This window comes from Nocardia sp. NPDC055053, assembly GCF_053608285.1.
The window spans coordinates 53,978-78,424 of the sequence record NZ_JBSGVD010000014.1; the positions used below are offsets into that span (position 1 = coordinate 53,978).

General features: G+C 68.7%; 21 protein-coding genes. 11 read left to right on the forward strand and 10 right to left on the reverse strand.

The genetic code is table 11. The features are described 5' to 3' along the window. Nucleotides 1-11: 11 nt before the first annotated feature. Nucleotides 12-3,035, reverse strand: a complete 3,024-nt coding sequence (locus ACWF82_RS16865; protein ID WP_452502080.1) for a toll/interleukin-1 receptor domain-containing protein — start codon at nt 3,033-3,035, stop codon at nt 12-14. A gap of 226 nt (nt 3,036-3,261) precedes the next feature. On the opposite strand from ACWF82_RS16865, the gene ACWF82_RS16870 reads away from it, so the two are divergent. Both ACWF82_RS16870 and ACWF82_RS16875 read left to right on the forward strand, forming a co-directional pair. After that, nucleotides 3,262-3,855 carry a DUF937 domain-containing protein gene (locus ACWF82_RS16870; protein ID WP_452502082.1) on the forward strand — a complete coding sequence of 198 codons (594 nt, stop codon included), beginning with the start codon at nt 3,262-3,264 and terminating at the stop codon, nt 3,853-3,855. Nucleotides 3,856-4,084: 229 nt separating this feature from the next. Next, a complete protein-coding gene (locus ACWF82_RS16875) occupies nt 4,085-5,041 on the forward strand; it encodes an acyl-ACP desaturase (protein WP_452502084.1) in 957 nt (318 codons plus the stop codon). Nucleotides 5,042-5,102: 61 nt separating this feature from the next. On the opposite strand, the gene ACWF82_RS16880 is transcribed toward ACWF82_RS16875, so the two are convergent. Beyond that, entirely contained in the window at nt 5,103-5,687 is a 585-nt protein-coding gene (locus ACWF82_RS16880) for a hypothetical protein (protein ID WP_452502086.1), read from the reverse strand. A gap of 216 nt (nt 5,688-5,903) precedes the next feature. Here ACWF82_RS16880 and dusB point away from each other — a divergent pair, with 216 nt between their 5' ends. From dusB to phoU, 3 genes are all read left to right on the forward strand, one after another. After that, nucleotides 5,904-7,046 carry a tRNA dihydrouridine synthase DusB gene (gene dusB, locus ACWF82_RS16885; protein ID WP_452502267.1) on the forward strand — a complete coding sequence of 381 codons (1,143 nt, stop codon included), beginning with the start codon at nt 5,904-5,906 and terminating at the stop codon, nt 7,044-7,046. Nucleotides 7,047-7,229: 183 nt separating this feature from the next. Beyond that, nucleotides 7,230-9,302, forward strand: a complete 2,073-nt coding sequence (locus ACWF82_RS16890) for an LCP family glycopolymer transferase (RefSeq protein ID WP_452502088.1) — start codon at nt 7,230-7,232, stop codon at nt 9,300-9,302. A gap of 87 nt (nt 9,303-9,389) precedes the next feature. Beyond that, entirely contained in the window at nt 9,390-10,052 is a 663-nt protein-coding gene (phoU, locus tag ACWF82_RS16895) for a phosphate signaling complex protein PhoU (protein ID WP_452502090.1), read from the forward strand. Between the two features lie 60 nt (nt 10,053-10,112). On the opposite strand, the gene pstB is transcribed toward phoU, so the two are convergent. The 6 genes from pstB to ACWF82_RS16925 all read right to left on the reverse strand — a co-directional run bounded on the left by pstB (nt 10,113) and on the right by ACWF82_RS16925 (nt 16,028). Then, complete coding sequence (gene pstB, locus ACWF82_RS16900; protein ID WP_379038492.1) at nt 10,113-10,889, reverse strand: phosphate ABC transporter ATP-binding protein PstB; 777 nt, start codon at nt 10,887-10,889, stop codon at nt 10,113-10,115. 19 nt (nt 10,890-10,908) lie between these two features. Continuing rightward, nucleotides 10,909-11,814: a phosphate ABC transporter permease PstA gene (gene pstA / locus ACWF82_RS16905; RefSeq protein WP_452502092.1), complete on the reverse strand. Its 906-nt coding sequence runs from the start codon at nt 11,812-11,814 to the stop codon at nt 10,909-10,911. Further along, on the reverse strand, nt 11,814-12,785 hold the full coding sequence (gene pstC / locus ACWF82_RS16910) for a phosphate ABC transporter permease subunit PstC (RefSeq protein ID WP_452502094.1): 972 nt from the start codon (nt 12,783-12,785) through the stop codon (nt 11,814-11,816). Before pstC ends, pstA begins: the two co-directional genes overlap by 1 nt. A gap of 92 nt (nt 12,786-12,877) precedes the next feature. After that, nucleotides 12,878-13,987 carry a phosphate ABC transporter substrate-binding protein PstS gene (pstS, locus tag ACWF82_RS16915; RefSeq protein WP_452502096.1) on the reverse strand — a complete coding sequence of 370 codons (1,110 nt, stop codon included), beginning with the start codon at nt 13,985-13,987 and terminating at the stop codon, nt 12,878-12,880. A 295-nt stretch (nt 13,988-14,282) separates the two neighbouring features. Beyond that, the gene (mshD, locus tag ACWF82_RS16920; protein ID WP_452502098.1) at nt 14,283-15,191 is read right to left on the reverse strand and encodes a mycothiol synthase; all 909 of its coding nucleotides are present in this window, start codon (nt 15,189-15,191) and stop codon (nt 14,283-14,285) included. A 75-nt stretch (nt 15,192-15,266) separates the two neighbouring features. Further along, a complete protein-coding gene (locus ACWF82_RS16925; protein ID WP_452502100.1) occupies nt 15,267-16,028 on the reverse strand; it encodes a winged helix-turn-helix transcriptional regulator in 762 nt (253 codons plus the stop codon). Between the two features lie 218 nt (nt 16,029-16,246). Here ACWF82_RS16925 and ACWF82_RS16930 point away from each other — a divergent pair, with 218 nt between their 5' ends. The 6 genes from ACWF82_RS16930 to ACWF82_RS16955 all read left to right on the forward strand — a co-directional run bounded on the left by ACWF82_RS16930 (nt 16,247) and on the right by ACWF82_RS16955 (nt 20,312). Continuing rightward, nucleotides 16,247-17,092, forward strand: a complete 846-nt coding sequence (locus ACWF82_RS16930; RefSeq protein WP_452502101.1) for an LmeA family phospholipid-binding protein — start codon at nt 16,247-16,249, stop codon at nt 17,090-17,092. Continuing rightward, nucleotides 17,089-17,523 carry a thioredoxin family protein gene (locus ACWF82_RS16935; protein ID WP_452502103.1) on the forward strand — a complete coding sequence of 145 codons (435 nt, stop codon included), beginning with the start codon at nt 17,089-17,091 and terminating at the stop codon, nt 17,521-17,523. Before ACWF82_RS16930 ends, ACWF82_RS16935 begins: the two co-directional genes overlap by 4 nt. Before the next feature lie 271 nt (nt 17,524-17,794). Then, on the forward strand, nt 17,795-18,265 hold the full coding sequence (locus ACWF82_RS16940; RefSeq protein ID WP_452502105.1) for a DUF4395 domain-containing protein: 471 nt from the start codon (nt 17,795-17,797) through the stop codon (nt 18,263-18,265). Nucleotides 18,266-18,296: 31 nt separating this feature from the next. Next, entirely contained in the window at nt 18,297-19,130 is an 834-nt protein-coding gene (locus ACWF82_RS16945; protein WP_452502107.1) for a sulfurtransferase, read from the forward strand. 5 nt (nt 19,131-19,135) lie between these two features. Continuing rightward, nucleotides 19,136-19,441, forward strand: coding sequence for a DUF1416 domain-containing protein (locus tag ACWF82_RS16950; protein ID WP_189030076.1), 306 nt, complete (start codon nt 19,136-19,138; stop codon nt 19,439-19,441). A gap of 181 nt (nt 19,442-19,622) precedes the next feature. Further along, entirely contained in the window at nt 19,623-20,312 is a 690-nt protein-coding gene (locus tag ACWF82_RS16955; RefSeq protein WP_452502109.1) for an FABP family protein, read from the forward strand. Nucleotides 20,313-20,643: 331 nt separating this feature from the next. On the opposite strand, the gene cydC is transcribed toward ACWF82_RS16955, so the two are convergent. Both cydC and cydD read right to left on the reverse strand, forming a co-directional pair. Further along, on the reverse strand, nt 20,644-22,410 hold the full coding sequence (cydC, locus tag ACWF82_RS16960) for a thiol reductant ABC exporter subunit CydC (protein ID WP_452502269.1): 1,767 nt from the start codon (nt 22,408-22,410) through the stop codon (nt 20,644-20,646). Between the two features lie 50 nt (nt 22,411-22,460). Beyond that, on the reverse strand, nt 22,461-24,446 hold the full coding sequence (gene cydD / locus ACWF82_RS16965) for a thiol reductant ABC exporter subunit CydD (RefSeq protein ID WP_452502111.1): 1,986 nt from the start codon (nt 24,444-24,446) through the stop codon (nt 22,461-22,463). Between the last annotated feature and the right edge of the window lies 1 nt (nt 24,447).

Here is a 24,447-nt window from a genome sequence, read left to right on the forward strand (position 1 = left end):
GTCAGCGCCGCTCAGCGGTCGTCGGGATGAGGCGGGAGGCCGGGGCAGCTGGGGCGGTACCCCAGGTCGGGGGAAACCCAGTCCGACCACTGTTGGCGGCTCATTTCGAAGGTCAGCTTGTCGCACAGCAGCTCTGTCCATGCGCCGGGACCAGGCCACGTCCACAAGCCGGCGTTGTTGTCGAAGCCCAGATAGGTGGTTCCGACGATCGTGCTGTCCGCACTGATCGAGACGTCTTCGATCCAGCCCGGTGACCCGTGCAACGGCTCGCCGACTGCACGGCCGTCGGCGAGGTCCCAGAAGCGCAAGGTCTGGTCGCTGGAGCCGGAGACGATGTAGCGGCTGTCGGCGCTGATCGCCAAGCTGCGCACCATCGCGGTGTGCCCTTCCATCGGGGGGCCGATCTGCTCACCGGTGCGCATATCCCACCGGCGCAGGGTGGTGTCCTCGCCGGTGACGAAGCGGGAACCGTCGGGAGCCATCGCCACCGACCAGATTCCCAGGGAGCGAATCTCCTTGATCATGGCACCGGTGCGCAGGTCCCACAGACGTGCCGAGTCGCCGCTGTGGGTGAGCAGGCGTGTTCCGGCGGCGTCGAATTCGAGGCTGGTGAGGTGCGCGGTGTGCCCGGTCATCGGGCCGCCGATCGGCGTGCCGGTTTCGGTGTTCCACAGTCGCACTGTCTCGTCGCCGGTGGCGGCGAGATAGCGGCCGTCCGGGCTGAGCTCGATCCCGCCGACCTCGGGCAATCCTTCGAACGGACCGCCGACGGGTGCTCCGGTTTCGATGTTCCACAGCTGCACGACGTTTCCGGCGGTGAGCGTGGCCAGACGTGTGCCACGAGCTCCGAAGTCCAGCGCGCCTACCGGCTCACCGAATCCGGTCAGTGGAAGGCCGACCTGTTTTCCTGTCTCGGTGTCGTGGAAGGTGACGGTCTTGTCCGGGCCGGCGACGGCAACGCGGCGGCCGTCTTCGCTGATCGCCGCACGGGCATCGGAGCCGTCGGGGTAGTCGGCCAAGAAAGTACTGCGGCCCGTCTGGGAATCCATGAGCCAGACCGAGGCATTCTCGCTGTCCTGCTTCACCAGCCGCCTGCCATCGCGCTCGACAGCCAGCACCGGGCCGTAGCCGGGCTCGGGTGATCCGGGGTCTGACGGCCAGGGCACACCGAGCGAACCGGACTGGCCGAGGTCCCAGACGCGCAGCGTCCCGTCCCAGGCGGTGGAGGCGAGGCGGTGGCCGTCGGGGCTGAACACGATGCCCATGACCCACCCTGCGTGGCCGGGCAACGGCGTCCCTTCCGCGCTGCCGGTGGCGGCGTTCCACAGTCGGATCGTGTTGTCGGTCGCCCCGGAGGCCAACTTGGTGCTGTCCGGACTGAAAGCGACGGAATTGACGAGCCCGTCGTGCCCGACGAGCGGTGTGCCTATGAGTTGGCGTGTGTCGGCGTCCCAGAGCAGCAGCGGCGCTCCGAGCTCGGGGGCCATTTCCGCCGCCTTGGGCGAACCGTTGCTGCCGGACGCGATGCGCCCACCGTCAGGACTCCACGCGACGGTCTTCACGGGATAGCTGTGCCTGCGCAGGGTCTCGGGTGGGTCCGTGGGGGATTCGACGTTCCAGATTCGCACGGTGGTGTCCTCGCCGCCGGAGACGATGTGCCGCCCGTCGGGGCTGAACGCCACCGAGTACACGGGGCCGTCATGGCCGGTGAATTCCGCTGTGCGACCGCCGGCGACATCCCACCACCGGATCGTGCCGTCTTTGCCGCCGGCCACCACCGACCGGCCGTCCGGCGAGAAGGCGACGCTGTTGACGGTATCCCGGTTCCCCGTGAGCGGCGGCGCGGCGGACTTGCCGGTGTCGGTGTCCCAGATCTGGACCGCGTTGTCCGGCGTGGTGCCGGCGATCCGGCGGCCGTCCGGGCCGAACACCGCGCGCAGGGCGAGCGGCGTCGGTTCGAAGACCCGATCGATCCGGGTTCCGGTCGCCGCGTCCCACAGCCGCATCTCCACGCCGCTGGTGAGGATCCGGTCGCCTGCCGGGCTGAAGGCGATGCTGAAGTCGGGCTTGGCCGCGCGAATGTGCTCGCTCACCGCTGCGGGATCATCGAGAGGGCCGGGACCGTACGGTTTACCGGTCTGGACGATCTTGTCCACTGCCGCTTCGGCATTCAGGGTGCCGAGCAGCGCACCCTCGTCGAAGTCGGGAGCGATCTGCGCGGCGGCGAGAGTCTGCTGGATCGCCCGGACGTCGTCGCGGGGGCGGGCACCACCCAGCATCGCTTCCGCCTCGGACACCAATCGCAACGCGATCGCCTGATTGCGCTGCCGCTCCGCCTCCCGCTGCCGGTCGACGGCGATATACGCCGCCGCCAACGCGAGAACAGTGAGCAGCACCAGCCCCGCGACGGCGGCGCGGCGCACACGCCGGAATCGGCGTTGCTCCCGCAGATCCTCCCCCGCCAGTTCGTATTTCGGCTTGCCGTGGATGGGAGCGGCCAGGTCGGTGAGCTTCTCCCGGAACAGCGCGGCACGCGGGTCCCACGGCGCGTCCTCGGTGACGTCGACGTAGAGCGGCTCGGTGGGCAGCACCCCCGGCTCGGTCAGGACCGGCAGCGCCACGGTCGATCGCTCTGGATCGAAGCGTCGAGTGTGCCGATCCCACTTCAGCTTTCCGCCCGCGACGACGAACAACAACTGTTCCGAACCTCGTGTACGCAGCCAGTAGGCGATCTCGCGGTCGACCCATTCCGAAACGGCCGAGTGCGGCGACAGCACCACGATGCAGTACCGGGCCTGGTCCATCGCCTCGGTGACCTTGCCCCACAGATCGGGGCTCGCGGTCAGGTCGGTCGCGTCGCGGAATACCCGCAGCGCGTGCAGGTGCCCCATCCGGCGGCCGATGCGGTGCAGGCCCTTCTGGATGCCTGCCGCGATCGCGCGGTCGGCGTGCGAGTACGACAGGAACGCGTCGTAGGCACCGATCGGCGCGGCGCCGGACGGCGGATCCGGCGCGATCGTCATCGACTCACCCATCGTCTTCTCCCGGTGTGGGACGACCGTTCCCCTCGAACGGTCCTCCCCCGACAGGCTCGGGTCACGAGTACCCGGCTACTCGGGTTCCCGCGGGTCGCGCGAGCCATCGTCACGTGGCGACGCGCCGCACGCAGACGCCGCCGAAACCGGCGGTTCCGGCATCGCGAGCCCCTACCCTGAGCCTGGCCCGGGCGCTACCGGGCACCCCTCGACACAGGCGGAGCCGATGACTTCTTTCGATGATTTGCTCTCCCAGGTACCGATCGCCCAGATCGCCGACCAGCTCGGCGTCGACCAGGCGACCGCGACCAATGCCGTCCAGGCCGCGCTGCCGACGCTGCTCGGCGGCTTGCAGGCCAACGCGGCCGAGCCTCGAGGCGCGGCATCGCTGCTCGGTGCGCTCGACAACCATGGCGGCCTCGTCGAAGGTGACGGCGCGGTCGACCTGCGGCAGGTGGACGTGGCCGACGGCGAGAAGATCGTCGACAACGTCTTCGGTGACGAGAAGAACACCGTCATCAGCGCGCTCGGTGGCACCGGTGGGACCGGTGGCAACGACCTGATCGGCAAGCTGCTGCCGATCCTGGCGCCGATCGTGCTCGCCTACGTCGCCAAGCAGCTCACGGGCGGTGGCGGCGCGGCCGCACCGGCGCCCCAGCCGCAGGATTCCGGCGGCGGTCTGGGCGACCTGCTCGGCGGGCTCATCGGCGGCAGCACCACCAGCGGCGGGCTCGGTGGGGTGATCGGCGAGGCGCTGTCGAAGAACGCGGGCGGCGGGCTCGGCGGCATTCTCGGCGGGCTGCTCGGCGGCAAGCGCTGAGAGATTTCCCACCGGGAGCTAACGTCGCGCGGCCCGCAGCGATAGACCCTACGCTGCGGGCCGAGCACCTAGACTCGTCAGTACGACGAGACGGCGTCGGCCGAGGTTGTGGCGTTGCTCAACTTAGGCGGAAATCCGCTCAGTTGCGTTTCGCATCACACCTACGGTGCCGTAAGGTATGGCCGCATCGCGACGTTCGACCGTAAGCACGACAGCGAAGGGTTTTTACATGGCAAGGGATCTGACTCAACTCGAACTGCTCACGGAGTTGGAGCCGGTTGCCGAAGAAAACGTCAACCGGCACCTGTCGCTCGCCAAGGAATGGCACCCCCACGATTACGTCCCGTGGGACGAGGGCCGCAATTTCGCCGCCATGGGCGGTATCGACTGGGATCCTGAGCAGTCCAAGCTCAACGAGGTCGCCAAGGCGGCCATGATCACCAACCTGCTCACCGAGGACAACCTGCCGTCCTACCACCGTGAGATCGCCGAGAACTTCTCCCAGGACGGCGCCTGGGGCACCTGGGTCGGTCGCTGGACCGCCGAGGAGAACCGCCACGGCATCGTGATGCGCGACTACCTGGTGGTCACCCGCGGCGTCGACCCGGTGGCACTCGAGAACGCCCGCATGATCCACATGACCAACGGTTTCGCCTCGCCCACCGAGGTGGACGCCGGCTTCCTGCACTCGGTCGCCTACGTGACCTTCCAGGAGCTGGCCACGCGCGTGAGTCACCGCAACACCGGCAAGGTGTGCGACGACCCGATCGCCGACCGCATGCTGCAGCGCGTCGCCGCCGACGAGAACCTGCACATGATCTTCTACCGCAACCTCTGCGCCGCGGCGCTCGACCTGTCGCCCGACCAGGCGATCGAGGCCATCTCGCTCATCGTCGAGAACTTCCAGATGCCCGGCGCCGGTATGCCGAACTTCCGCCGCAACGGCGTCCTGATGGCCAAGCACGGCATCTACGACCTGCGTCAGCACCTCGAAGAGGTCGTCCAGCCGGTGCTCAAGAAGTGGAACATCTTCGAGCGCACCGACTTCACCGCCCGCGGTGAGGCCACCCGTGAGCGCCTGGCCGGGTTCCTCGACAGGCTGGGCCAGGACGTGCTCAAGTTCGAGGAGCAGCGCGACAAGATGCTCGCCCGCGAAGCCAAGAAGCTCGAACTGGCCCGCGTCTAGCCCGCACAACGACCAACGCCCGCCCTCCGTGCTCGGAGGGCGGGCGTTGTCGTCGGTGCGGCTACTTGGTCGGCAGGGCGCCGTCGGTGCTGCCGACGTCGGTGATCTTCCAGTCCTTGCCCGCGTCGACGGTGATGTTGTAGGTGACCGTGTTGCGCAGGCCGTCGGGGTTCTGGGCGTTGGTGGTGCTCACGTCGACGAAGGCGGCGACCTTGTAGACCTCGCCCTCGTGCGACATCACCTTGGCCGTGATCGGCGTCGCGGCGGAGGTCCACTTCAGCGGGATGATGATCTGCTCGAGCTTGGCACCGGTGGCGTCGAACTTGGCCGACAGCTCCGGCGAGGTGCCCGCCTTCAGGTTGGCGACCCAGGCGTTGACGTCCTGGTAGTTCAGCGTCGCCGAGCCGACGGCGTAGTCGAGGGCGATCTGCTCGGCCTTGGCGTTGTCGGCGTCCTCGGCCTTCAGGTCGGAGAGATCGGAGCGCGCCGAGCCGAGCAGCACGCCGAGCACGAGGGCGATGATCGCGAGGACGGCGATCACGGCGCCGCCGATCAGCGTCGAGACCTGCACCGCGACCGTGCCCTTGCCCGGCTGGGCCGGTGGGGTTTCGGTCAGGTCGGTGGCGTCGTCAGCGGGTTCGGCCATGGGTGGTTTCTCCGATTACGTGGGGACAGCGCACCGCCGGAGGCGACGATGCCAGCAGACAACAGGCTACTGAGGTAGGCGACCAACCTGGGACTCCGAGTCACAGACAAATGGTGTCGCAGGGCTCGCAATCCCGAGATGACCCGCGGAAAGGCGCCGGTACGCGAGATCGATCACATCGGGTCGGATGAGAGAATAGCCAGCGTGACTATCACGATGCCCCAGGCCCCCACGGCGCTGCGGATCGGACCGTACCCGGTCGATCCGCCGGTCGTGCTCGCGCCCATGGCGGGCATCACGAATCAGGCGTTCCGGAAGCTGTGCCGCGAATTCGGCAGCGCGACCTCGATCTACGTGTGCGAGATGATCACCGCCCGCGCGGTGGTCGAGCGCAACGAGAAGACGCTGCACATGATGTCGTTCGACGCCGACGAGAACCCGCGCTCGATGCAGCTCTACGGCGTCGATCCGAAGACCCTCGGCGAGGCGGTGCGGATCATCGTCGGCGAGGGGTGGGCCGATCACATCGACCTCAATCTCGGCTGCCCGGTCCGCAAGGTGACCCGGCTCGGCGGCGGCTCCGCGCTGCCGTACAAGCGCAGGCTCTTCGCCAACATCGTCCGGGAGATGGTGCAGGCGGCCGAGCCGGCTGGTGTCCCGGTGACCTTCAAGTTCCGCATCGGCATCGACGACGATCACCACACCTACCTGGATACCGGCCGCATCGCCGAGGCCGAGGGCGCGGCCGCCGTGGCGCTGCACGCCCGCACCGCGGCCCAGCTGTACTCCGGCGCGGCCGACTGGTCGGCCATCGCCCGGCTCAAGGAAGCCGTCACCACCATCCCCGTGCTCGGCAACGGCGACATCTTCTCCGCCGACGACGCGCTGCGGATGATGCGCGAGACCGGCTGCGACGGCGTCGTCGTCGGCCGCGGCTGCCTCGGCCGCCCGTGGCTGTTCGCCGAACTCAGCGCCGCGCTGCGCGGCGAGCCCATCCCCGACGGCCCGGTGCTCGGGCGCGTCGGCGAGATCCTGCTCCGGCACGCGACCCTGCTCACCGAGCACGACGGTGAAGACAAGGCGATGCGCGATATCCGCAAGCACATGGCCTGGTACCTGATGGGCTTCCCGGTCGGCTCGCAACTGCGCCGCAGCTTCGCCACCGTCTCCCGGCTGACTCAGCTCGAGGACCTCATCGGTCAGCTCGACCCGTCCGCCACCTTCCCCACCGACGCCCTCGGCCCGCGCGGCCGCCAGGGCTCGCCGCAGGCCAAGGTCGCCCTCCCCGACGGCTGGCTCGACGATCCCGAGGACGACACCGTTCCATCGGCAGCCGATGTGATGCACAGCGGCGGCTGATTCCGCCGAGGTCAGCGGGCCTTTGTCATCGGTGCGCAACGAGTTCGCCTTCGATTCGTTTGCGCACAGGAGTGGCTACTCGTGGCGGAATCGTTATCATTGCGGACATCGTTCGGCTGCGGTACGAATCGGAGCCGGCGGTGACGCGCATGCTGCGGCAGATAGAAGAAGTGAGGTTCGTTGGTGGGTGACGATCGGCGCGGGCGAACGCCCCGGCCCGGAAGTCGCGCCCCCTGGGAGCGCTATCCGACGGCCGAACCCACCGAGCAGCCGGAGGCCGGCGCGCGACGGTCCAGGCACGCGGACGCGGCGCAGGACCCCGGTGCGGCACCGCTGACGGTGCAGGACCTGGTCGACCGCGTCGACAGCGAACGCACCAGGCGCGGCAGGCGCCCCGCCCCCGATATCGACGCCGGTTCGCGTGCGGGCCGCCGGGCCCGCGACCAGGCGCCGCGTCCCACCCAGCGTCCCGACATCACCGCGCGCACCGACAGCTCGTCCGTCGTCGACGACATCGTCGGCACACCGCATCGCGCCGAATCCCCCGCCGACCGCACCGCGACCACCGCGCTGCCCGCCCAGGCGCCCGAGCCGGGCCGTGGCGGGCGCAAGCCGAGCACGCCGCCGCGCCGCGCCCACGATCCGATCGGCGATCCGGCCACCGACATCCTGCCCGCGGTCACCGCCGAGCCGCCGCAGCGCGCCAGGCCGGTCAAGGCCACGGCCGACGCGTCGCCGCGCCGTCCCTCGGCCGACGGCCGCCGCGGCAAGCAGGCGCGGATGGCGGGCCGGGTGGCGTGCACCTTCTTCGCGGTGCTCGCGCTAGTAGTCACCGGTGGCGGCTGGAGCTACCTGCGTGCCACCAACAACAGCCTCAACCAGGTCTCCGCGCTCGACGGCGCCACCGAGGACGTGCTCGACGGCGATATGCAGCTCGGTGACGAGAACTACCTGATCGTCGGCACCGACACCAGGGCGGGCGTCAACGCCGGCGTTGGCGCCGGCACCACCGACGATGCCGAGGGTGCGCGCGCCGACACGGTCATGCTGGTGCACATCCCGAAGAACCGCTCGCGCGTCGTCGTTGTCTCGTTCCCCCGCGACCTCGATGTCACCCGCCCGCAGTGCGCGGGCTGGGACAACGAGAAGGCCACCTACACCGACCAGAAGTTCGCCCCGTTCATGGGCGACAAGCTCAACGGCGTCTACGCGCTCGGCGGCCCCCGCTGTCTGGTCGACGTGGTGCGAAAGATGTCGGGCCTGAGCATCGGCCACTTCATCGGCATCGACTTCGCCGGATTCCAGGCGATGGTCGATCAAATCGGCGGCGTCGAGGTCTGCTCCACCAAGCCGATCATCGACGGCGTACTCGGCACGGTCCTGGAAACCTCGGGCAAGCAGCGCGTCAACGGTGAGACCGCACTCAACTATGTGCGCGCACGACACGTCATTGGCGAGGAGCGCAGCGACTACGACCGGATCCACCGGCAGCAGCAATTCCTTGCGGCCCTGCTCCGTGGGGCGTTGTCGAGCAAGGTGCTGCTCGACCCGGGCAAGTTGCAGGGTTTCGTCGACGCGTTCGGGCAGCACACCTTCGTCGACGGCGTCGGCACCCAGGACCTGATCCTGCTCGGCCGATCGCTGCAGAAGGTCAATGCCGGTGCGGTGACGTTCATTACCGCACCGACCGCGGGGACCACGGCGTACGGCAACGAGATTCCGCGCGAGTCCGATATCAGGGCGATCTTCCGCGCGATCATCGACGACCAGCCGCTGCCCGGTGAGGAGACCGCCCCGCCGGTCACGAGCTCGGCCGAAGCGCCGCCGACGCAGGCGCCCAAGGTGCATGCCGTCAGTCCGGGATCGGTGTCGATTCGGGTATCCAACGGAACCGGTCGCACCGGCGTCGCGCAGCAGGCCGCCAACAAGCTCAGCACGATGGGCTTCGGGATCTACAGCGTCGGCAACTACCCCGACGGCAGCGAGTCGACGGTGGTGCACTACTCGATGGGCAACGAAGCGGCGGCCGCGACTGTCGCCAGTTCGATCCCCGGCGCGGTCATCGAACGCGACGACAACCTGGACGGGATCGTCGAGGTCATCCTGGGTTCGAGCTTCGCGGGACAGGTCCGCACCCCCACCGCGGTCGGTACCGAAATCCCCAACGTGGAGACCGGCAAAGCGATCGCGGCCGCACCCGTCGCCCTCCCGTCCGACCTCGAACACATGAACGCCGCCGACACCAGCTGCGACTGACCCCCGCAGAGCTGGCACGACACTGCCACGCGGCATTCACCCGCCGTTGGGTGACAGCGCCGGGGGTACCCACTAGGGTCTGCAATCATGCGTGTCATCTACAACGAGCAAATGGCCGATCTCGCCAACCTCCTGGGCGAGATGGCCGGTCTCGCTGGCCAGGCGATGGAACAGGCCACCCAATCCCTGCTGCAAGCCGACCTCACCCTGGCCGAGCAGGTCATCGGTGAGCAGGATCGGATCTCGGTGATGATCTCCGAGGCCGAGGAGAAGGCATTCGCCCTGCTCGCGCTGCAGGCCCCCGTCGCGGGCGACCTGCGCCAGGTGGTGAGCGCCATCCAGATCGTCGGTGACGTCAACCGGATGGGCGCGCTGGCACTGCACGTCGCCAAGGTGACCCGCCGCCGCCACCCCAACCACGCGCTACCCGAGTCGGTCAACGGCTACTTCGCCGAGATGGGCCGCATCGCGGTCAACATGGGCGCGGGCGCCAAGGAGGTGCTCGAGACCCGTGATCCCGAGCGCGCCGCCCAGCTCAACCAGGACGACGAGGCGATGGACGACCTCCACCGCCACCTGTTCACCCTGCTGATGGACCGTGAGTGGAAGTACGGCGTCGCCTCGGCCGTCGACGTCACCCTGCTCGGCCGCTACTACGAGCGCTTCGCCGACCACGCCGTCGAGATCGGCCGCCGCGTGATCTTCCTGGTCACCGGCGTCCTGCCCGGCGACGAAGAGGTCGAAAGCTAGCAAGCACCAACGGAAAAGCCCCCGCACTCCTTCCAGGAGGCGGGGGCTTTCTCGTCGCTCTTAACCGAAGCGGCCGGAGATGTAATCTTCCGTGGCACGCTGGGTGGGGTTGGAGAAGATCTTCTCGGTGTCGTCGATCTCGATCAGCTTGCCGGGCTTGCCCTGGGCCTCGAGGTTGAAGAAACCGGTCTGGTCACTCACGCGCGCGGCCTGCTGCATGTTGTGGGTGACGATGACGATCGTGAACTCTTTCTTGAGCTCGGTGATCAGGTCCTCGATCGCCAGGGTGGAGATCGGGTCAAGCGCCGAACAGGGCTCGTCCATCAGCAGCACGTCGGGCGAGACCGCGATCGCGCGGGCGATGCACAGACGCTGCTGCTGACCACCGGACAGACCGCCGCCCGGCTTGTCGAGGCGGTCCTTGACCTCGTTCCAGAGGTTGGCGCCCTTGAGCGAGCGCTCGGCGACCTCGTCGAGTTCCTTCTTGTTGCGCACGCCCTGCAGCTTCAGGCCCGCCACCACGTTGTCGCGAATGGACATGGTGGGGAACGGGTTCGGGCGCTGGAAAACCATGCCGATGGTGCGGCGCACACCCACCGGGTCGATGGCGGCGCCGTAGATGTCCTCGCCGTCGAGCAGCACCGCGCCCTCGACGCGGGCGTTCGGGGTCACCTCGTGCATCCGGTTCAGCGAACGCAGCACGGTGGACTTGCCACAACCGGAGGGACCGATGAAGGCGGTGACGCTGCGGGGCAGCACGGTCAGGTCCACGTCCGACACAGCGTGGAAGGCGCCGTAGTAGATATTGAGATCTTTGACGTCGATCCGCTTGGCCATCTGAGTTATCCGTTCGCTTCTATCGGTTCCGGGTGAGCAGCTTGTTGACGCCGGCTGCGGCAAGGTAGAGCGCCGCGATGATCAGGATCAGCGTGAGCGCCGCACCCCAGACCCGCTCGCGACCGGCAGCCTCCGGGTTGGCCAGCTCTTGGTAGATCAACAGCGGCAGCGAGGCCATGTTGCCGTCGAAGATGTTCTGGTTGATCGACTTGCTGTAGCCGACCAGCACGAGCACCGGCGCGGTCTCACCCATGACGCGGGCAAGGGCGAGCAGGATGCCCGAGATCATGCCGGGGGCCGCGGTGGGAATGACGATCCGCAGGATGGTCTTCCACTTCGGCACGCCGAGCGCGTAGGACGCCTCGCGCAGCTCGTCGGGCACCAGCTTGAGCATTTCCTCGGTGCTGCGCACGACGACCGGGAGCATCAGCAGGACCAGCGCCAGCGAGACGGCGAAGGAGCTCTGCGGCATACCGAAGGTGGCGATCCACAGCGCGAAGATGAACAGCGCCGCGACGATCGATGGCACACCGGCGAGGATGTCGACCATGAAGGTGGTGACCTTGGCGAGCCGGCCGCGACCGTATTCGACCAGGTAGACCGCGGCCATGATGCCGAGCGGCACGGCGATCACCGAGGCGACCGCGGACTGCACGATGGTGCCGTAGATCGCGTGGTAGACACCGCCGCCGGTCTGATCCGGCAGGATGCCCTTCTGCGAGTTGAACCACCAGTCGGCGGACAGGATCGCGGTGATGCCCTTGGTGACGACCAGTCCGAGCACCCACACCAGCGGGATCAGCGCGATCACGAAGCAGAGGGTGACCAGGCCGGTCGCGATGTTGTTCTTGATCCGCCTGCCGGTGCTGACGTGGCGGAAGGTAGGCGCTTTGACCGGCTTGTCGAGGGTCGTTGTGCTGGTCATCAGCCGTTCACCTTTCCACCGGAGGCCAGGCGGGCCAGCGCGTTGACGACGAAGGTCAGCGCGAACAGGACGAAGCCGGCGGCGATGTAGGCGCCGGTCGGCAGCGGTGCGCTGAACTCCGAGGCGGCGGAAGCGATCTTGGAGGCGAAGGTGTAACCGCCGTCGAACAGCGACCACTCACCGGCCTGGCTGGCGGTGCGCAACACGACCAGGACCGCGATGGTCTCACCGAGCGCGCGGCCGAGGCCGAGCATCGAGCCCGCGATCACGCCGCTGCGGCCGTAGGGCAGCACGGTCATCCGCACGACTTCCCACTTGGTGGCGCCGAGCGCCTGCGCGGCCTCGATGTGGGCGCGCGGGGTCAGCGCGAAGACCTCGCGGGCGACGGAGGTGATGATCGGCAGGATCATGACGGCGAGCACGACGCCCGCGGTGAAGATGGTGCCACCGCCGCCGATCGAGACGTTGCCGTCGGAGAAGAGGAAGAACCAGCCCAGCTTGTCGTTGAGGAACTGCTGGACCGGCGCGATCTGCGGCGCGAGCACCAGGAAGCCCCAGAGGCCGAACACGATGGACGGCACCGCGGCGAGCAGGTCGATCAGCATCGTGAACGGCCTGCCGAGCTTCGACGGCGCGTAATGGGTCAGGAACAGGGCGATCCCGACACCGATCGGCACCGCGACGATGAGCGCGAACACCGAGCTCAGCACCGTGACCATGAACAGGTCACGGATGCCGAAGCGCAGGTTGTTCGCGTCACCGGTCGAGAATTCGGTGCTGGTGAAGAAGTTGACCTCGTCAGCCCGGAGCGAGGGGACCGCGCGGATCAGCAGGAACAACGCGATCAACGCGATGGCGGCGACGATGGTCGCGCCTGCCGCGGTGGCCGTCCAACGGAAGATCGTCTCGGCGTTCAGGCGGCCGGTACGACCCCCGTCAGGGGCCTTGTCGATTTTCGGTTCGGTCGGCATAGTCGCAGTATCTCCGGCCGCCCTCGGGCTCGTCGAATTCGACGAGCCCGCTGCGGTCACCTCAGGGTGCGTGGTCATGGTCTTCGAAGCGATCAGGAGATGGCGTTGATCGCGGTGGTCAGCTTGGTCTTGAACGCGTCGGGCAGCGGCACGTAGCCCGCGTCGGCGAGACCGGTCTGGCCGTTGGTGACAGCCGAGGTCAGGAACGCCTTGACGGCCTTGCCGGTCTCGGCGTCGGCGTACTTGGAGCACACGATCTCGTAGGTCGCCATCATGATCGGGTACGAGCCGGCCGCGGTCGGCTTGTAGAACGAGCTGGTGTCGAGGACCAGGTCGTTGCCCTCGCCCTTGACCTTCACGCCGTCGATCGACTTACCGGCCGACTCGGCCGACAGCTTGACCGGGTCCTTGCTCGCGGAGGTGATGATCTGCGCGATCGACAGGTTCTGCGCCTTGGCGAAGGACCACTCGTTGTAGGTGATCGAGTTCTTGGTGCTCTTGATCGCGGCCGAGGTGCCCTCGTTGCCCTTGGCGCCTTCACCGACACCGCCGTTGAAGGTCTTGCCGCCACCCTTGCCCCACGCGCCGTCGGAGGCGGCGTCGAGGTAGAGCTGGAAGTTGTCGGTGGTGCCCGACTCGTCGGAGCGGAAGATCACGGCGATCTTCTCCGAGGGCAGCTTGGCGTTCGGGTTGAGCGCCTTGATCTCCGGGGCATCCCAGGTGGCGACGGAGCCGTTGAACACCTTGGCCGCGGTCGGGCCGTCGAGGACCAGGTCGGTCACGCCGTCGACGTTGTAGGTGATGGCGATCGGGCCGAAGACGGTCGGCAGGTTCCACGCCGGGGCGCCGCAACGCTCCTGCGCCTTGGCGGGCTCTTCCTTCTTCGAGCTCAGCGCGGAGTCGGAGCCACCGAAGTCGGTCTGGCCGCCGATGAACTCGTTCACGCCGGCGCCGGAGCCGCTGGAGGTGTAGTTCAGGGTGAAGCCGTCGCAGTTGGTCTCGTAGGCGGCGACGAAACGCTCCATGGCGTTCTTCTGCGAGGAAGCGCCGGACGCCTTCAGCGCCTTCTTGCCGCCGCAGTCGACGCTGCTGTTGGCGGCGCCGGTGTCGCCACCGGTGTTGTCGTCGCTGCCACAGGCGGCCAGGGTCATGGCGCCAACGGCGAAGACGCCGACCAGGGCACTGGTGCGCTTGAAGTTCACTTTTCCTCCGACAAAGCTGGACGACTCGCTCGGTCCCTCACCGGCCCGGGCGAGTTGGGCGGTGCGGACCGCGGGGGACCGCGCGCACCAGGCGACGACTGTGCCGCCCAGAAGTAACCTAGGGTCGCCCGGTTGACAGTGAGCCGGACGTGGGTTAACGGAGAATGAACACCCCGGCGCGAATAGGGCCACGAATGTGACGTTTGCCCCAGTTTTACTCACACGTACCCGGTCATCCGCGCAATATTCAGCGGCGCAGAAGAATTCACCCGCCGTGTGAGGTGTCTCGCATCGCTCAGGGCAGCGCGTAGGCGACGTCGATATGCGCCGGGGCGAACCCCAATGTGGTGTAGGTGCGCACGGCGGCGCGGTTGTCGGCCTCGGTGTAGAGCAGCACCTCCGCCAGCCCCTCGGCGCGCAGGTGCCGAAGCCCGGCAAGGGTCAGCAGCCTGCCGAGGCCACGGCCCTGCGCGGACGGATCGATGCCGACCACGTAGACCTCCCCCGCCGGCGCGGCGTCGGGATGCACCTTGGTCCAGTGAAAGCCCAGCAAGCGGGCCGGATCCGCGGCGTCGAAGGCGAGGAACAGCCCGGCCGGATCGAACCAGGATTCGGCGCGCCTCGCCGCGATGTCGCGCTCGGTCCAGCCGCCTTGCTCAGGGTGCCAGGAGAACGCGGCGTTGTTGACCCGCAACAGTTCGGCGTCGTCGGCGGGACCCGCGTAGGTGCGCAGGACGAGATCTTCGGGAACCACCAGGTCGGGTAGCTCCGGGGTCGCCAGCGACCGGCGCATCTGCCACAACTCCCGCGCCGTTGCCAGGCCGAGGCCGGTGGCGAGCGCCTTGGCGGCGGGCAGGTCACCGTGCGCCCACACCCGCGCGCCGGGTCCGCCCTCGGTCAGGGCGGCGCGCACCAGTTCGGCGCCGACGCCGTCGCCGCGCGCGGACGGGTCGACCGCGACCTCCGCCATCGCGGGGTGTTCGTCATGTGCCGCAACGAGATTCGCGTAGCCGACGAGTTCGCCCGCGCGTTCGGCGAGCAGATGCCTTGTCGCCGGGTCGGCCTCGGCGAGCGAGAGCACGGCCTGCTCGGAGACCGGCGCGACACCGTCGGCCGCCTTCGCCCTGGCGAGCAGGTCGCGCACCAGCGGCGCGGTCGCCGGATCGACCCGATCGGTCCAGGTCAGGGTTGCTGTCTGCGACATCGCCGTCCTCCTCGCTGTGCGCGGCGGGGAGATGACCACGCCGCGCCGTACCGTCCTGGCGCTGCTCGGCGCGCGCTACTGCGCGCTGCCGTTGAGCGGGGCCAGCGAGTCGTCGCCGTCGACGTCCTCGTCGTGGAAACTCACCACGTCACCCTTGGCGGCGGGCGTCCTCGCCGGGCGGACCGCCTTGTAGCCGACATTGCGCACGGTGCCGATCAGCGACTCGTACTCGCTGCCGAGCTTGGCGCGCAGGCGCCGTACGTGCACGTCGACGGTGCGGGTGCCGCCGAAGAAGTCGTAGCCCCACACCTCCTGCAGCAGCTGGGCGCGGGTGAACACCCGGCCCGCGTGCTGGGCGAGGTACTTGAGCAGCTCGAATTCCTTGTAGGTGAGGTCGAGCGGGCGCCCGCGCAGCCGCGCCGTGTAGGTGCCCTCGTCGATCACCAGCTCACCCAGGGTGATCTTGCCCGTGTTCTCCGGGCTGGCCACGCCGCCGTTGCGGCCGACCAGCAGCCGCAGCCGCGCGTCCAGCTCGGCGGGGCCGGTGCCGGGCAGCAGGATGTCGTCCAGGCCCCAGTCCGCGTTGACCGCCACCAGGCCGCCCTCGGTCAGCACCGCGACGACCGGCACCGAGGAACCGGTGCTGCCGAGCAGCCTGCACAGACCGCGCGCGGCGGCCAGATCGGTTCTTGCGTCGACCAGCGCGACATCTGCGCTGCCTGCCTCCAGCAGGGACGACACCTCGGTCGGCGCGGGCCGCACGTTGTGCGCGAGCAGCGACAACGACGGCAGCACCGCATCGGGGTTGGGGTCGGAGGTCAGTAGGAGCAGCTCCACCGGGCTCTCCTCCTATCTCGTTGCTCCGCGGACGACAGCAGCCGCGTAGCTACGTCGCCGAAACACAGGTCAGTCGATTGCAACATTAGCCCCTGAAGGCTGATGACCTCGAACCATGGGCCGAGTCGCGGTGTCGCTGCCGCCGTCCATCCCACTTCCGACCTGACCGGAGGGTGCGACGGAGAAGTACAAGGACGCCCGCCGCTAGGGTGAGCAGCATGCGCAAGCTGATCATCGGGCTGCTGTGCCTGGCCGGGGTGGCGGTGGTGATCGATTTCGGCGCCGCCGCCTACACGGAGTACCACGTATCGCGGCAGCTGCGAGCCGGAGCCGACTTGTCGGCCGACCCCGAAGTGACCATCAAGGGCTTCCCGTTCTTCGCCCAGGCGATGTCGGGCCGCTACGACGACGTGCTGATCCGCGCCCGCAGCATGCGCCCCGACATCCCCGGACAGATCGCGCTCGAGGCCAATCTCTACGGCCTGCACGCCTCGGCGAGTCAGCTGGTCGACGGCACCGCGCGCACCGCGCAGGTCGACCGCGTCGAAGCCAAGATGGCGATCGAGCCGACCGAGCTCGGTCGCCTGTTCGGCATCCCCGACCTGCAGGTACTCGGTCCGCCCGCCGACAAGTCCGACGGCACCGGCGGTTCCGGCGGTTCCGGGCTGACCACCGCGGGCGCCCATGTCCTCAAGGGCTCCCTCCCGGTCGCGCCCAACGGGCGCATCCTCGGGCCCGGCGTCGTCCCGACGAGCAACGCGACCAAGGTCGAGGTGCAGGTCGAAGCCGATCTGCTGCTCGACGGCGACAAGATCCGGATCCAGGCCACCCGCTTCTACACCGACCGCACCTCGACCGCCGATACCCCGGCCTCGACAACCAAGTCCGAGATCCTCGACGTCGATCGGCCCGCCGTGCTCGAGCGCTTCAGCCGTACGATCGATACCAAGGAACTGCCGTTCGGCATCGCCCCCACCGAAGTGGAGGCCAAAGGCGGCCAGATCATCGTCTACGGTGTCGGCCGCTCCCTGACCATCGACCTGGACCGATTGCAGCAAAAATGATCGAACTCGTCATCCTCGCCGCCGTGGTGCTGGCCGCCGTCGCGGTCGGCCTGTTGCTGCGGCGCAATCAGGGCCGCGTCCGCCCGGCCACCCTCGATCCCGAGACCGCGCAGCGCGCCCGCCTGCTCGACGCGGCGGGCGTCACCGGCGCCACCCCGGCGGTGCTGCACTTCTCGGCCGACTGGTGCGGCCCCTGCGACGCGGTCCGCCGGGTCGTCGCGGGCGTCACCGCCGACCTGTCCGAATCCCCGAACGCACCGCGCGACATCGAGATCGACATCGACGCCGACCCCGCGCTGGCAAGGGAACTCAACGTCCTCTCGCTGCCGACGACCTTCGTCTTCGACGCCGAGGGCAAGGAGCGTTTCCGCATCTCCGGCGTGCCGAAGGCGGGCGATCTGCGCACCGCGCTGGAGCCGCTGACAGTGTGATCTAGCCCCCTGTTCAGGGGGGCCGGGACATTTCCCGGGACGACCGGGTAAACTGCTTCTCGTGCAATCCGACCACGAGCTGATGCTCACCCGACGCCGCACAGTTGATCTGTGTCGGCTCGGTGGTTGTTGCTGCCTGTGCCGCTGAACGGTCGGCATCTCTGAACGAGATTCCTGACGCCGACCTATGTCCGCCGCGCGAGTGATCGTCTCGATCCCCCGGCGAACCGGCAGTTCCGAAGTCAACAGACTCAGCGCAGGAGTTCGCACAATGACCACTTCCCTTGATTCCCCACCGCGCGTCGACGTCCGCGGGCCACGTTTCGTGGCCTGGGTGACGACCGGCGTGCTGGTTCTGGTGCTCGTCGCCGCCGCTCTCTCCACCGTCGCCGCCGCGATCCTGATCGGCCTGCAGGCCGTCGTCTTCGCGATCGGCGCGTCGGGCGGCCCTGGCAAGAACCCTTACGGCCGGATCTACGCGGCGTTCATCGCGCCGCGGCTCGGTCCGCCCACCGAGACCGAGCCCGTGCCGCCGCTGCGTTTCGCGCAGCTGCTCGGCTTCGCGTTCGCCGGTCTGTCCCTGCTGGGCTTCGCGCTCGGCTCCCCGATCGTCGGCGCGGTGTTCGCCGGCTTCGCTCTGTTCGCGGCGTTCTTGAACGCGGCGTTCGGGGTCTGCCTGGGCTGCCAGATCTACCCGCTGGTGGCCCGCTTCCGCCGGTCCACTGCCCCGGCATCGAACTGAACCCCTGCAAGTCATCTCTGAAAGGAACAACATGGCTCGCTCCGATGTCCTGGTCTCCGTTGACTGGGCCGAAGAGAACCTCAACGCCCCCGGCGTGGTCTTCGTCGAGGTCGACGAGGACACCTCCGCCTACGAGGGTGGCCACATCGAAGGCGCCATCCGCCTCGACTGGAAGACCGACCTGCAGGATCAGGTTCGCCGCGACTTCGTGAACCAGGAGCAGTTCTCCGACCTGCTCTCGGCGCGCGGTATCGGCAACGACGACACCGTCGTGCTCTACGGCGGCAACAACAACTGGTTCGCGGCGTACGCCTACTGGTACTTCAAGCTGTACGGCCACAACGACGTCAAGCTGCTCAACGGTGGCCGCAAGAAGTGGGAGCTCGACGGTCGTCCGCTCTCGCGTGACGCGGTCTCGCGCCCGGCCACCCAGTACAAGGCCTCGGCGCCCGACAACTCCATCCGCGCGTTCCGCGACGAGGTCATCGCGGCCATCGGCGCCAAGAACCTGGTCGACGTGCGTTCGCCCGACGAGTTCTCCGGCAAGATCCTGGCTCCCGCGCACCTGCCGCAGGAGCAGAGCCAGCGGGCCGGCCACATCCCGACCGCGATCAACGTGCCGTGGAGCAAGGCGGCCAACGAGGACGGCACCTTCCGTACCGACGCCGAGCTCGCCGAGCTGTACAAGGACGCGGGCCTGGACGGCGAGAAGGAGACCATCGCCTACTGCCGCATCGGCGAGCGTTCCTCGCACACCTGGTTCGTGCTGCAGGAGCTGCTCGGCCACCAGAACGTCAAGAACTACGACGGCAGCTGGACCGAATACGGTTCGCTCGTCGGCGTGCCTATCGAGTTGGGAGCGTAATCAATATGTGTGCAGCACCTACCCAGGGTCAGGCCATCCCGGCCGGTGTCGACGTGGAGAAGGAGACGGTCATCACCGGCCGCGTCCTGAGCGCCGACGGTCAGCCGGTGGGCGGCGCGTTCGTGCGTCTGCTCGACGGCAACGGTGATTTCACCGCCGAGGTCGTCGCCTCCGGCACCGGTGACTTCCGCTTCTTCGCCGCGCCGGGTTCGTGGACCCTGCGCGCGCTGTCCTCGTCGGGCAACGGCTCGGCCTCGGTCACCCCCGAGGGCGCGGGCATCCACTCGGTGGACGTCGCGGTCGCGAAGTAAGAAACCTCACAACGGCCCTGGTAGTTCCTGTGCGGGAACTACCAGGGCCGTTTTCGTGTCCACTCACCGGACTCGCTAGACTCCGATTCGTGGTCCTCTTCTTCGAGATTCTCCTTGTCGTCGTGTCGATCCTCATCGGCTGGTTCGGCCTGTACGTCTTCTACCGGCTCTTCACCGAGTCATGAGCGGGCTCGCGAGCGAAGGTTCCGAACCGGCCGAGCGAGCGAGCAACCAAGACGCTCCGGCCGAGCGTCGCAGCGGTGACGAGGCAGTCAACGTCGCCGCCGAACGGGCCAAGGAGACCGGTGTCAGGAACATCGCGGTCCTGGCAGGTCTTCCCCTGCCTACCGACACCGCGAACCTGCGCGAAGGTCCCGACCTGAACCACGCCATGCTGGCGCTGCTGCCGCTGGTCGGCGTGTGGCGCGGCGAGGGCGAAGGCAATCATTCCGCCGACGGTGACTACCGGTTCGGCCAGCAGATCGTCGTCTCGCACGACGGCGGCGACTACCTGGTCTGGGAATCGCAGTCCTGGAAGCTCGACTCCGAGGGCAACTACGAGCGCCCCGATCTGCGCGAGAGCGGCTTCTGGCGCGTCGGCACCGAGGGTGACGACGAGATGCTCGAACTCCTGCTCACCCACAGCAACGGCATCGTCGAGCTGTTCTACGGCACCGCCCGCACCCAGTCCTCCTGGGAACTGGCCACCGACGTGGTGATCCGCAGCCAGTCCGGCGCGGTCCTCGGCGGCGCCAAGCGCCTCTACGGCATCGTCGAAGGCGGCGACCTGGCCTACGTCGAGGAACGAGTAGACGCCGACGGCGCCCTCGAACCCCGCCTCTCGGCCCGCTTGCAGCGCTATATCGGCTGACAGACGCACCGAAGGCCCCGCGCTTGCTGCGCGGGGCCTTCGACGTTCTCCGGAGAAATGGAGCGACCCCCGAGCCGTTCCACTGCGTTCGTGAACGCGATGGTCCCGGTTGGATCGTCCGGGGGCTCGGGGGTCGGGTGACTGCCTGGGATTCGCTCAGCGCACCGCTGGGGAATCTCCCGCAGTGGAGCTGCTAGCGGGCAGCCACCTCACGCATCCGATGAACATACATTCTTCAGACCACCTCCTCTCTTGTGTACTGACGAATCTATCTGCGCGTCGTGAGCTCGGCAATTGATTTTCTCGTCGCGCCGACCTGGGCGGATGCCGGTCAGGGTGCCCGGTGGGTGAGGTGGCAGGCGCCGGTGGGGTCGACGGTGACGACGGTGTCGGCGCGGTGGTCCACCGGGAGCTGGTGGGTGACGACGACGACCGTGCGGTCCGGGTCGACCAGGCCGCTGCCGGCATCGAGCAGATCCCGGAGCAGTTGTTCGCCTTCGGCGGCGGCCAGGTGTTCGGTTGGCTCGTCGAGCAGCAGGGTGGTGGCCGGGGCGACGAGTGCGCGGGCGAGGAGGATGCGTCTGCGCTGTCCGCCCGATACCGCGGCCGCCCCCGCGGTCAGCCCGGTGTGCACGCCGTCGGGCAGGGAGTCGAGCCAGGGGCCGAGTCCGACTGCGCGCAGGGCGGTTTCGGCGTCTTCGACGGTGAGATCACCGCGAGCGACGCGCAGGTTCTCCAGGATCGAGGTGCCGAACAGGTGGGCGTCCTCGGCGAAGAAGGTGACCCCGTCACGGGGAGTGTCGAACAGGCCTGCCCAGGACATGAGCAGGGTCGTCTTGCCCGCACCGCTGGGTCCGATGACGACGATTCGGCGCCCCTCGGGCAGCGGGATACGCGGCAACCTGTACCCCGCGCCGGCGAGCGTTTCGGCGGCCCCGCCCACCCGGCTGCCAGGAACCACCGCGCCACCGCTTGCCCCGGCCACCCCGCTGGTCGCGTGGGTGCGGATCGACTTTCCGGTCGCGCCGGCCGCGGCGGTGCCGCTGGTCTCGCCAGTGCCGCCTGACTCGGCGTCGCTGGCCTCGCCGGACTCGACGGCGCGGAGACGGTGCAGGGCTGCGCGGGAAGTCGTCAGAGTGGTTGCTGCGGCCGGGAGAGCGCCGACGGCTTCGAAGGCCGACAGCGGGACAAGGACGAGGATGGTGAGGGCCATCGGGGTCATGCCGCCGGGCAGTCCACCCGTCGGTCCGTAGGCGGCGATGCCGACCAGCAGGGCGCCCAGTGCGCTGACGCCGATGGACAGCGGGGTCGCGGCGGCGGCCCAGGCGCTGTGTGCGGCGGCGGTGTCCTCGGCTTGCACCGCGCGCCGAGTCGCCTTGTCCGCCTGGGCGAGTGCCGCGTCGAGCTTGCCCGCGACGCGCAGCTCGGCGGCATGGTCGAGCACGGTGACCGCCTCCGCCGTGAACTCCGCGCGGTCGGCGCGCACGGCCTGCTCCGCTTCCCGCGCCGCGACGCCCGACAGCCACGGCGCCACCATCCCCGAAACGGCAAGGGCAACAGCCAGAATCATCGCCGCGGGCACCGAGATGAACGCGATCAGCCCGATCGCCGCGAGTGACAGCACCACCGCCACCGCGACCGGAACAAGAACCCGGACCACCACCGCACCGAGGTCATCGATATCGGCGCCGATCCGCACCAGCAGATCACCCCGCCGCATCTCCCGCAGATCATCACGCCCGCGTTCCGGTGCGTCCGAACCGCCGGACCGGGAACGATCCGCCGAAGTCCCCTGCCACCACCAGATATCCGCGTGCGCGAGCGTGCGATACACCGTCGTCCGCGCCGTGGTCATCGCCCGCAGCGCCACATCGTGGGTGGCCAGCCGCTCCAGATACCGGCACAACCCCCGCGAGATGCCCAGCGCCCGCACCGCGACCACCGCCACACTGAGATACAACACCGGCGGCATCTGCCAGGCCCGCGCGATCAACCACGCCGCCAGCGCGGCCAGCCCGAGCCCACTACCGAGCGCCGCCACACCCCAGGCGATCGCCACCACGACCCGCCACGGCGACAGCGCGAGCAGCTGCCGCATCTCCCGCAGATCCCGCCGCAGCGACCCACCACGCTCGAGCCCGGCTCCAGTCACGACACCGACACCCCCTCCACGCCATCCCTGACGCCGTAGCTTCGAGATTCCGCGCGATCGCTCATCGTCTGTGTGCCGGACCCGCAGTTCGCAGAGCTGCCGTCGGCGCCGAATCTGGTGTCCGGCACCGCATCAGCGGGGGCGTGGTCGTCGACAGAAGGCGTCGTTCGATCGGAGCCGGTACCTTCGGGCCGGTCGGTGGCGGGTGCGGTGCTGCCGGCTACCTGGACGACGACGTCCGCTGCGGCCAGCACCGTCGGCCGGTGGCCGACGACAACGACCGTCGCGCCCGCGGCTGCGAGGGCGCGCAGGGTGGTCAGCACCTGCTGTTCGCTCCGGGAGTCGAGGTGGGCGGTGGGTTCGTCGAGCAGGAGGATGGGGCGGCGGGCGGCCAGCACCCTGGTGAGGGCGAGGCGCTGTCGCTGACCCAGTGACAGGCCGATGCCGCCTTGGCCGACGATCGTGTCCCAGCGATCCTGTAGTTCGTTCAGTACGGTGTCGAAACCTGTTGCGGCGCTGATCTCGTCGAGGTCGGCGGCGGTGGAATGGGCGCCGAGCAGTTCGACATTCTCACGCAGTGTTCCCGGTACCAGCACCGGTCGCTGAGGCAGCCAGGCGATGCGGGCCCACCAGCTGTCCGGGTCGAGCTCGCGGACATCGGTGCCATCGACCAGAACCGCACCGGCATCGGGGGCGACCAGGCCGAGAATCGCTTGCAGCGTGGTCGATTTCCCACATCCGTTCGGCCCGGTCAGTACCGTGACCGCCCCGGGAGCGAGTTCGGCGGTCAGTCGATCCGGCGCATTTCCCGAGCGGGACGCAATCGTCAACCCGCACACGGTGATTCCCGAGTCAGCAGGACCTGGACGGCCGCCGGCCCCCGTAACCCGGCGGCCCGCATCGGCCCTGTCTGTGCTCGCGGACTTCCCTGTCCCCGCCTCCAGCACCGCAAAAGCCTTGTCCCCCGCCGCCATCCCGTCCTGCGCCGCATGGAACTTCTCCCCCACCTGCCGCAGCGGCCAGTACACCTCCGGCGCGAGGATCAACGCGACGAGCCCGGCGTACAAACTCATCTCCCCGTACACCAACCGCAACCCGATGGCGACGGCGATCAGCGCGACACTCAAGGTCGCCAGCGACTCCAGCACCATCGAGGACAGGAACGCGATGCGCAGCGCTCGCATGGTCCGCTGCCGCAGCGAATCACCCAGTGCTCGGACCTGATTCACCATGCTCGGCCCGTCAGCCCCTTCACGGCCGAGGGCACGCAACGTCGGCATGCCGGCGAACAGATCGAGGAGCTGGTCGGACAGGCGGGTGGTCGCGGCGAGAGTCGCTTCGGCGCGGCCCTGGGTGAGCAGGCCGATGAGCACCATGAACAGCGGGATCAGCGGCACCGTGATGATCGCGATCAGCGCCGAGGTCGGATCATGGAAGGCGATGACCACCAACACGATCGGCGGCACCAGACAGGCCAGCAGCAAGGCGGGCAGGTAACCGGTGAACCAGCCGCGCAGGCCGCTCAGTCCGTTGCCGACCACGACCGCGATCTCGGTCCGGCGCGCGTCGAGTTCGCGCGGCGGCAGTTCCGCGCCTGCCCGCAGCACCGCCGATTCGAGCTCGGCGACAACGGTGGCACCGGCCCGGTGCGCCAGCCGCGCCTGCCACCAGCTCGCCGCCGCGCGCACCGCCACGGCGACGGCCAGCCCGATCAATTCCGTTGTCCACGCGCTGAACTCGCGCTTGCCGGGGTCGGTGATGACCGCGGCGAGCACCCGGCCGAGCAGCACGGCGATCACCACGATCGTGGCCGTGATCACCAGCGCGAGCAGCACCGACACCACCAGGTGGGGCCGGGCCGAGCGGGCGTACCGCAGCAGGCGGGGATCGACGGGACGGCGCTTGGCAGTCCGCGGTTCGACGACCGCACCGGCCTGCCGACCGACGACCGACCCGTTCTGCGACCTGCCCGCCCGCACCATC

What these genes read in the sequence shown, in the direction of transcription:
- ACWF82_RS16865 (WP_452502080.1), bottom strand. Translation starts at nt 3,035, where the DNA reads ATGGGTGAGTCGATGACGATCGCGCCGGATCCGCCGTCCGGCGCCGCG.
- ACWF82_RS16870 (WP_452502082.1), top strand. Translation starts at nt 3,262, where the DNA reads ATGACTTCTTTCGATGATTTGCTCTCCCAGGTACCGATCGCCCAGATC.
- ACWF82_RS16875 (WP_452502084.1), top strand. Translation starts at nt 4,085, where the DNA reads ATGGCAAGGGATCTGACTCAACTCGAACTGCTCACGGAGTTGGAGCCG.
- ACWF82_RS16880 (WP_452502086.1), bottom strand. Translation starts at nt 5,687, where the DNA reads ATGGCCGAACCCGCTGACGACGCCACCGACCTGACCGAAACCCCACCG.
- dusB (WP_452502267.1), top strand. Translation starts at nt 5,904, where the DNA reads ATGCCCCAGGCCCCCACGGCGCTGCGGATCGGACCGTACCCGGTCGAT.
- phoU (WP_452502090.1), top strand. Translation starts at nt 9,390, where the DNA reads ATGCGTGTCATCTACAACGAGCAAATGGCCGATCTCGCCAACCTCCTG.
- pstB (WP_379038492.1), bottom strand. Translation starts at nt 10,889, where the DNA reads ATGGCCAAGCGGATCGACGTCAAAGATCTCAATATCTACTACGGCGCC.
- pstA (WP_452502092.1), bottom strand. Translation starts at nt 11,814, where the DNA reads ATGACCAGCACAACGACCCTCGACAAGCCGGTCAAAGCGCCTACCTTC.
- pstC (WP_452502094.1), bottom strand. Translation starts at nt 12,785, where the DNA reads ATGCCGACCGAACCGAAAATCGACAAGGCCCCTGACGGGGGTCGTACC.
- mshD (WP_452502098.1), bottom strand. Translation starts at nt 15,191, where the DNA reads ATGTCGCAGACAGCAACCCTGACCTGGACCGATCGGGTCGATCCGGCG.
- ACWF82_RS16930 (WP_452502101.1), top strand. Translation starts at nt 16,247, where the DNA reads ATGCGCAAGCTGATCATCGGGCTGCTGTGCCTGGCCGGGGTGGCGGTG.
- ACWF82_RS16935 (WP_452502103.1), top strand. Translation starts at nt 17,089, where the DNA reads ATGATCGAACTCGTCATCCTCGCCGCCGTGGTGCTGGCCGCCGTCGCG.
- ACWF82_RS16940 (WP_452502105.1), top strand. Translation starts at nt 17,795, where the DNA reads ATGACCACTTCCCTTGATTCCCCACCGCGCGTCGACGTCCGCGGGCCA.
- ACWF82_RS16945 (WP_452502107.1), top strand. Translation starts at nt 18,297, where the DNA reads ATGGCTCGCTCCGATGTCCTGGTCTCCGTTGACTGGGCCGAAGAGAAC.
- ACWF82_RS16950 (WP_189030076.1), top strand. Translation starts at nt 19,136, where the DNA reads ATGTGTGCAGCACCTACCCAGGGTCAGGCCATCCCGGCCGGTGTCGAC.
- ACWF82_RS16955 (WP_452502109.1), top strand. Translation starts at nt 19,623, where the DNA reads ATGAGCGGGCTCGCGAGCGAAGGTTCCGAACCGGCCGAGCGAGCGAGC.
- cydC (WP_452502269.1), bottom strand. Translation starts at nt 22,410, where the DNA reads ATGCGGCAGCTGCTCGCGCTGTCGCCGTGGCGGGTCGTGGTGGCGATC.
- cydD (WP_452502111.1), bottom strand. Translation starts at nt 24,446, where the DNA reads ATGGTGCGGGCGGGCAGGTCGCAGAACGGGTCGGTCGTCGGTCGGCAG.